This is a genomic window from Saccharomonospora iraqiensis subsp. iraqiensis, from assembly GCF_000430445.1.
Taxonomy (GTDB): Bacteria; Actinomycetota; Actinomycetes; order Mycobacteriales; family Pseudonocardiaceae; genus Saccharomonospora; species Saccharomonospora iraqiensis.
The window spans coordinates 82,488-88,652 of the sequence record NZ_KE387120.1 but is presented as its reverse complement, the minus strand read 5'-3'; the positions used below and the strand labels follow the sequence as shown (position 1 = coordinate 88,652).

Sequence of the window (6,165 nt, the reverse complement as noted above, 5' to 3'; positions counted from 1 at the left end):
CCGTCCGCGGCCCGTCCGGCCCGCGCGGCGATCAACTCCGCCATGGCGTGGCCGACCGCCGTGTGCCCCGCCCAGCCCCAGTGCATGCCGTCCGGGTTGCCGTGCCCGCCCCACACGTGCGGACCGACCACGGTGGGCAGGTCCAGCAGCGGCACCTCCGCGCGGCGCGCCCACCGGGTCAGCTCCCGCGCCGTCCGCGCCCGCTCCGTGTGGACATGGCCGTAGGACGCCGCCCGGTGCACCGACGGCAACCAGCCGAGGACCGGCAACGACGGCCGCAGCGCGCGCACCGCCGTGACGGCGGTGTCGAGATAGTGCACCGTGAGCCTGGCCGGCAGCACCGGCGGCCTGCCGCGGAACGCGGTGGACAGGACCGGTTGGGCAGCGTGGTAGGCCCCGCGCACCGCGCGCCGCAACGACCCGGGGCGCAGATAGCGCAGCCCCGTCCGCAGGTACGTCGGCAGCGGCGACGGCAGGGTGTCCATGCTCCCCACGGCGAACACGAGGACGTCGGCGTGCGGCAGCTCCGCCCACACCCGGGGGTCGCCGGTCAGCGCCCACCAGACGTCCCGCGCGGACCAGCCGAACCCGGCGACGAGCTCGGCACGGCCGCCGAGCGCCCCGGCGGTGACGTTCGGCCACAACCGCGGGTCGTCGGCCGCGTGGGCCCCGTCCGGCCCGTGGAAGCTCAGCGAATCGCCGAAGACCAGGATCCGGGACACCCCGGACGGCACGCTCATCCCGTCATCCCGGCGTTGTAGGCGGACAGCCGCCACCCCTCCTCCCGGCGGGCGAGGTCCACCCAGTGACAGTTCGAGATCCCGCCGAGGGCGGGCCACACCGACACCGGCAGTCCCAGCAGCCGGGCGGTGAGCGCCAGGATCACCCCGCCGTGCGCGGCGAGCAGCACGGTCCCGACGGATTCGGTGCCCCGCAGCAGGTCGCCCACCACCTCCCGGGCCCGGTCGGCCACCTCGACCCGGGACTCCCCGCCGGGCGGCGCCCAGGTCGCATCGTGGCGCCAGCGCTCCCGCTCCCCCGGCGCGCGGGCCTCCACCTCGTCCGCGGTCAGCCCCTGCCACTCTCCCAGGTGCGTCTCCCGCAGCCGCTTGTCGATCCGCAACGGCACCCCGAACGCCTCGGTGAGCACGGTCGCCGTGTCGGTGGCCCGGCGCAGGTCGGAGGCGATGACCAGGTCGGGAGTGAACCGCGCCAGCATCGGGGCCGCGAACCGCGCCTGGTTCCACCCGACCTCGGTCAGCGCCGAATCGAGCTGGCCCTGCATCCGGCCGGCCGCGTTGTAGTCGGTCTCCCCGTGTCGCCACAGGACGAGTCGCCGCAGGGTCACGGGGTGTCCGGCCCCGATTCCGTCCCCGCCGCCCGGCCGGTGTCGGCCCCACCGGCGGGGTCCGGCCCGGTGGCACCGTCCCCGGCGGCGTCCCCGTCGGGCGACTCCTCCGGCTGTTCGAGCCCGTCCACCTCGACCCGCGGGCAGTCCTTCCAGAGCCGCTCCAGCGCGTAGAAGGACCGCTCGTCGGCGTGCTGGATGTGCACGACCACGTCCACGTAGTCCATGAGCACCCAGCGGCCCTCCCGCTCGCCCTCCCGGCGTACCGGCTTGTGCCCGACGGCGCGCAGTTTCTCGTCGATGTTGTCCACGATCGCGCCGACCTGCCGCTCGTTCGGCGCCGACGCGATCACGAACACGTCGGTGATCACGAGGCGGTCCGACACGTCGAGCACGACCACGTCGATCGCCTTCTTGTCCGCCGCCGCGTGCGCGGCCACGGTGGCGAGTTCTCGGGCTTCGGCGGTCGCTGACACGATGCTCCTTCGGGGGGTCGAACGTCTGTCGGGAAAGCCTACCCGCAGGCGCCCGCGGGCGGCGCAGGTCTCACCCACGGCGCCGACGGCGGCACCCCCGCCGCGTCCGGTGCACGGGCAGGCTCACTCCCGGTGCCTGCCCACCGACGTGCTGCGGTCGGCCCGGTACAGGAGTCGCTTGTTGATGTAGCGCACCACCCCGTCCGGCATGAGATACCAGATCGGCTCTCCGTCGTGGACCTTGTCCCGGCACGCCGTCGAGGAGATCGCCATCGCCGTCACCTCGACGAGGCTGACCTTGCCGTCCGGGAGGTGATGGTCGTGCAGCCGGTACCCCGGACGGGTGACTCCGATGAAGTGGGCCAGGGTGAACAGCTCGTCGGCGTCCCGCCAACCCAGGATCTGCGCGAGCGCGTCGGCCCCGGTGATGAAGAACAGTTCGTCGTCGGGGTACTCGGCGCGCAGGTCACGCAGGGTGTCGACGGTGTAGGTCTGGCCACCCCGGTCGATGTCGACGCGGCTGACGGAGAACTTCGGGTTCGAGGCCGTGGCGATCACGGTCATGAGGTAGCGGTCCTCCGCCCTCGACACCGTCCGTTCGGCCTTCTGCCACGGCTGGCCGGTCGGCACGAAGATCACTTCGTCCAGCCCGAACCGGTGCTGGACCTCGCTGGCTGCGACGAGGTGGCCGTGGTGCACCGGATCGAACGTGCCTCCCATGACCCCGATACGGCGTGCGGACATGGGACCCCACTCTAAAGGTCCACCCCCTCCGGCCCCGGACACAGGGCCGCCGGAACCGGGACGGACCGGCGGTCAGCGGCGGAGCGGGACGAGGTCGTCGGCGTGCACGACCTCGCGCCGGTACTCCGGGGGGAGCTCGTGGGTGGAACGGCCGATCAGGTCCGGCAGCTCGGTGACGTCGAACGCCACGACCCCACGGGCCACGACCTCCTGGCCCGCGTCGACCAGGTCGACCACGTCCCCGGCCTCGAAGTCACCGTCCATCCCGGTGACCCCCGCCGCGAGCAGCGACCGCCGGTTCCGCACCACGGCGTCCACCGCACCGTCGTCGAGGTGCAGCCGGCCGCGGGCCCCCGCCGCGTAGCCGAGCCAGAACCGCCGGGCGGAGAGCCGGGTGTCCGCCGGGGCGAACACCGTACCGACCTCGGCGGTACCCAGGGCGTGTTTCGCCTCCCCGGCCGCGGCGATCAGCACCGGGATGCCCGACGCGGCGGCCGTGCGGGCCGCGGCGACCTTCGACATCATGCCCCCGGTGCCCAGTCCCGAGCTGGACATCCCCACCGACAGCCCGGCGAGGTCCGATCCGGACGTCACCTCGGCGATCCGCCGCGTTCCCCCCGACCGGGGGTCCCCGTCGTACAGGGCATCCACATCGGACAGCAGCACGAGCCCGTCCGCACCGGTCAGATGCGCCACGAGCGCGGCGAGCCGGTCGTTGTCGCCGAACCGGATCTCCTCGGTGGCGACCGTGTCGTTCTCGTTCACCACCGGCACCGCGCCCAGCGCCAGCAGCCGGGCGAAGGTGCGCTCGGCATTGCGGTAGTGCGCACGGCGGACCACGTCGTTCGAGGTCAGCAGTACCTGACCGACCGTGAGCCCGTACCGCGCAAACGACTCGGCGTAGGCGTGCGCGAGGGCGAGCTGCCCCACACTGGCCGCGGCCTGCTGGGTGGCGAGGTCCTTCGGGCGGGTGCTCAGGGTGAGCGGGGCGAGTCCGGCGCCGATCGCCCCGGAGGAGACGAGGACCAGTTCGGTGCCCGCGGACACCCGCGCGGCGACCGCGTCGACGAGCGCGTCGAGGCGGCGCACGTCCAGCCCGTCGTCCGCGGTGGTCAGCGCCGAGGAACCGACCTTGACCACCAGTCGCCCCGCGCGGGCGACCGCGCTCCGGGCGTCACTCATCGTCGTCCCCGTCCCCGGCAGCCTCCTGCGCTCCGGTGTCCGGGGCTTCCGTGGCGTCGTCCGGCTCGCCCGCACGACGCCGTTGCCGGGCCTGTTTGCGCTCGGCCGCGGTCGTGCGCTGCGTCGTCTCCAGCCGGGGATCGCCACCCCGGCCCGCGAGCGCGCCGACCACACCGGGCGTCGTGGGCTCCCAGTCGAAGGTGACCCCACCGATGGTGACCGGGCTCCCCGGTTCGGCCCCCTGCCGGGCCAGCTCCTCCTCGACCCCCAGCCGGTTCAGCCGGTCGGCCAGGTACCCGACGGCCTCGTCGTTGTCGAAGTTCGTCTGCCGGATCCAGCGCTCGGGACGGGCGCCGCGCACCACGAAGCCGCCCGGTTCGTCCCGGTCGGGCTCCACGACGAACCCGCCGTCGTCGACCGCCTTCGGCGTGAGGACCACCTTCTCCGGGGTGGGCGGCGGCTGCTGCGCACGGTGCCGCTCGACGATCTCGCCGAGGGCGAAGGTCAGTTCACGCAGGCCCCCACGGGTCGCGGCGGAGACCTCGAACACCCGCATCCCCCGGGCCTCGAGATCGGGCCGCACGAGGTCGGCGAGCTCGGCGGCGTCCGGCACGTCCACCTTGTTCAGCACCACCACCCGCGGCCGGTCGGCGAGCTCGCCCCCGAGCGCGGGGGTGTAGCGGGCGAGTTCCTCCTCCAGGGCGTCGATGTCGGAGAGCGGGTCGCGTCCGGGCTCGAAGGTCGCGCAGTCGACCACGTGCACCAGCACCGCGCAGCGTTCGATGTGCCGCAGGAAGTCCAGCCCGAGGCCGCGGCCCTCACCCGCGCCCGGGATGAGTCCCGGCACGTCGGCCATGGTGAACACCGTCTCGCCCGCGGCGACCACCCCGAGATTCGGTGTGAGCGTGGTGAACGGGTAGTCGGCGATCTTCGGTCTGGCCGCCGACAGCGCGGAGATCAGCGACGATTTGCCCGCCGACGGGAAACCGACCAGTCCCACGTCGGCCATCGACCGCAGTTCGAGCACGAGATCCCGGGTCTCGCCGGGTTCGCCGAGCAGGGCGAACCCGGGCGCCTTGCGGGAGCGGGACGCGAGTGCCGCGTTCCCGAGACCGCCGCGTCCGCCGCGTGCGGCGACGAACCGGGTCCCCGCGCCGACGAGGTCCGCCAGCACCTCGCCGTCCTCGGTGAGCACCACGGTGCCCTCCGGGACCCGCATCTCCAGCGGCTCCCCCGCGGCACCGTTGCGGTGCGAGCCCTTGCCCTGTTTGCCGTTGCCCGCGGTGGCGTGCGGGCGGAAGTGGAAGTCGAGCAGCGTGTGCACGCCCGGGTCGACGACGAGCACCACGTCGCCCCCGTTGCCCCCGTTGCCGCCGTCCGGCCCGCCGAGCGGCTTGAACTTCTCCCGGTGCACCGAGGCACACCCGTTGCCGCCGTTGCCCGCGGACACGTGGATCACCGCGCGATCGACGAATCGGGATGCCATCCGGTTGCCTTTCTCCGGTGCCGCCCGGAGCGGGCGGGGTGTGGAACTCGACGGTCGGGAGCCCGCGGTTGTCCGCGAACCGTCCCGTCACAGCAAAACGAGGGACGGGGCCGGATGTGTTCCGGGCCCGCCCCTCGTTTTGACTCGGTGTGCCGGCCGGGCCGGTCAGGCCTCGGCCGGCACGATGTTGACCGTCTTGCGGCCACGCTTCGTGCCGAACTGGACCGACCCTTCGGCGAGAGCGAACAGCGTGTCGTCGCCACCACGGCCGACGTTCACGCCGGGATGAAACTTGGTACCGCGCTGACGGACGAGGATCTCGCCCGCGTTCACGACCTGACCGCCGAACCGCTTGACACCGAGGTACTTCGGGTTGGAGTCACGGCCGTTCTTCGAGCTGCCGGTGCCCTTCTTCGTTGACATGGCTGGTCAGGTTCCTCACTTGTTGATGCCGGTGACCTCGAGGCGGGTCAGCTTCTGACGGTGTCCCTGCCGCTTGTGGTACCCGGTCTTGTTCTTGAACTTGTGGATACGGATCTTGGGGCCCTTGGTCTGCTCGACGACCTTGCCCGAGACCGAGACCTTCGCCAGCGAGTCGGCGCCGGTCGTGACCGTGCCGTCGTCGACCACCATCACGGCGGGAAGGGTGTGCTCGGTGCCCGGCTCGCCGTCGAGCTTCTCGACCTCGACGACATCGCCGACGGCGACCTTGTACTGCTTGCCGCCGGTCTTGACGACTGCATACGCCGACACGGAAGTCTCCTGATTGCTCGACTGCTGGTTGGGGCTCGACGACCCGCCCTGCTCGCGGGCCGTCCTTCAGGGTACTGACTCATTCCCGGACGTCCTGCACCGGGGTACGCCTCACCCGTTCTCCTGTGCGTGCACGGGCGGGCCCGCGGGGCGGCCCGCCGCGCGGCGGGGCCGCC

At 72.8% G+C, this 6,165-nt stretch carries 8 protein-coding genes; all 8 read right to left on the bottom strand.

The window, feature by feature from the left end; translation table 11 throughout:
- Positions 1-740, bottom strand: a 740-nt coding sequence (octT, locus tag ACTIR_RS24135) for a diglucosylglycerate octanoyltransferase (RefSeq protein ID WP_065388607.1), incomplete at its 3' end; no start/stop codon positions are given.
- Positions 737-1,348 (bottom strand): histidine phosphatase family protein, encoded by a 612-nt coding sequence (locus tag ACTIR_RS0118055; protein ID WP_026455333.1) that lies wholly within the window; start codon positions 1,346-1,348, stop codon positions 737-739. The genes ACTIR_RS0118055 and octT, both read right to left, overlap by 4 nt.
- Positions 1,345-1,824, bottom strand: a complete 480-nt coding sequence (gene rsfS, locus ACTIR_RS0118050; protein WP_026455332.1) for a ribosome silencing factor — start codon at positions 1,822-1,824, stop codon at positions 1,345-1,347. Before rsfS ends, ACTIR_RS0118055 begins: the two co-directional genes overlap by 4 nt.
- Before the next feature lie 123 nt (positions 1,825-1,947).
- The gene (nadD, locus tag ACTIR_RS0118045) at positions 1,948-2,568 is read right to left on the bottom strand and encodes a nicotinate-nucleotide adenylyltransferase (RefSeq protein WP_026455331.1); all 621 of its coding nucleotides are present in this window, start codon (positions 2,566-2,568) and stop codon (positions 1,948-1,950) included.
- Positions 2,569-2,640: 72 nt separating this feature from the next.
- Complete coding sequence (gene proB / locus ACTIR_RS0118040; protein ID WP_026455330.1) at positions 2,641-3,750, bottom strand: glutamate 5-kinase; 1,110 nt, start codon at positions 3,748-3,750, stop codon at positions 2,641-2,643.
- Complete coding sequence (gene obgE / locus ACTIR_RS0118035) at positions 3,743-5,236, bottom strand: GTPase ObgE (RefSeq protein WP_026455329.1); 1,494 nt, start codon at positions 5,234-5,236, stop codon at positions 3,743-3,745. Before obgE ends, proB begins: the two co-directional genes overlap by 8 nt.
- A gap of 165 nt (positions 5,237-5,401) precedes the next feature.
- Positions 5,402-5,659 carry a 50S ribosomal protein L27 gene (gene rpmA / locus ACTIR_RS0118030; RefSeq protein ID WP_007025920.1) on the bottom strand — a complete coding sequence of 86 codons (258 nt, stop codon included), beginning with the start codon at positions 5,657-5,659 and terminating at the stop codon, positions 5,402-5,404.
- A 15-nt stretch (positions 5,660-5,674) separates the two neighbouring features.
- Positions 5,675-5,989, bottom strand: coding sequence for a 50S ribosomal protein L21 (gene rplU, locus ACTIR_RS0118025; protein ID WP_007025919.1), 315 nt, complete (start codon positions 5,987-5,989; stop codon positions 5,675-5,677).
- Positions 5,990-6,165 lie beyond the last annotated feature (176 nt).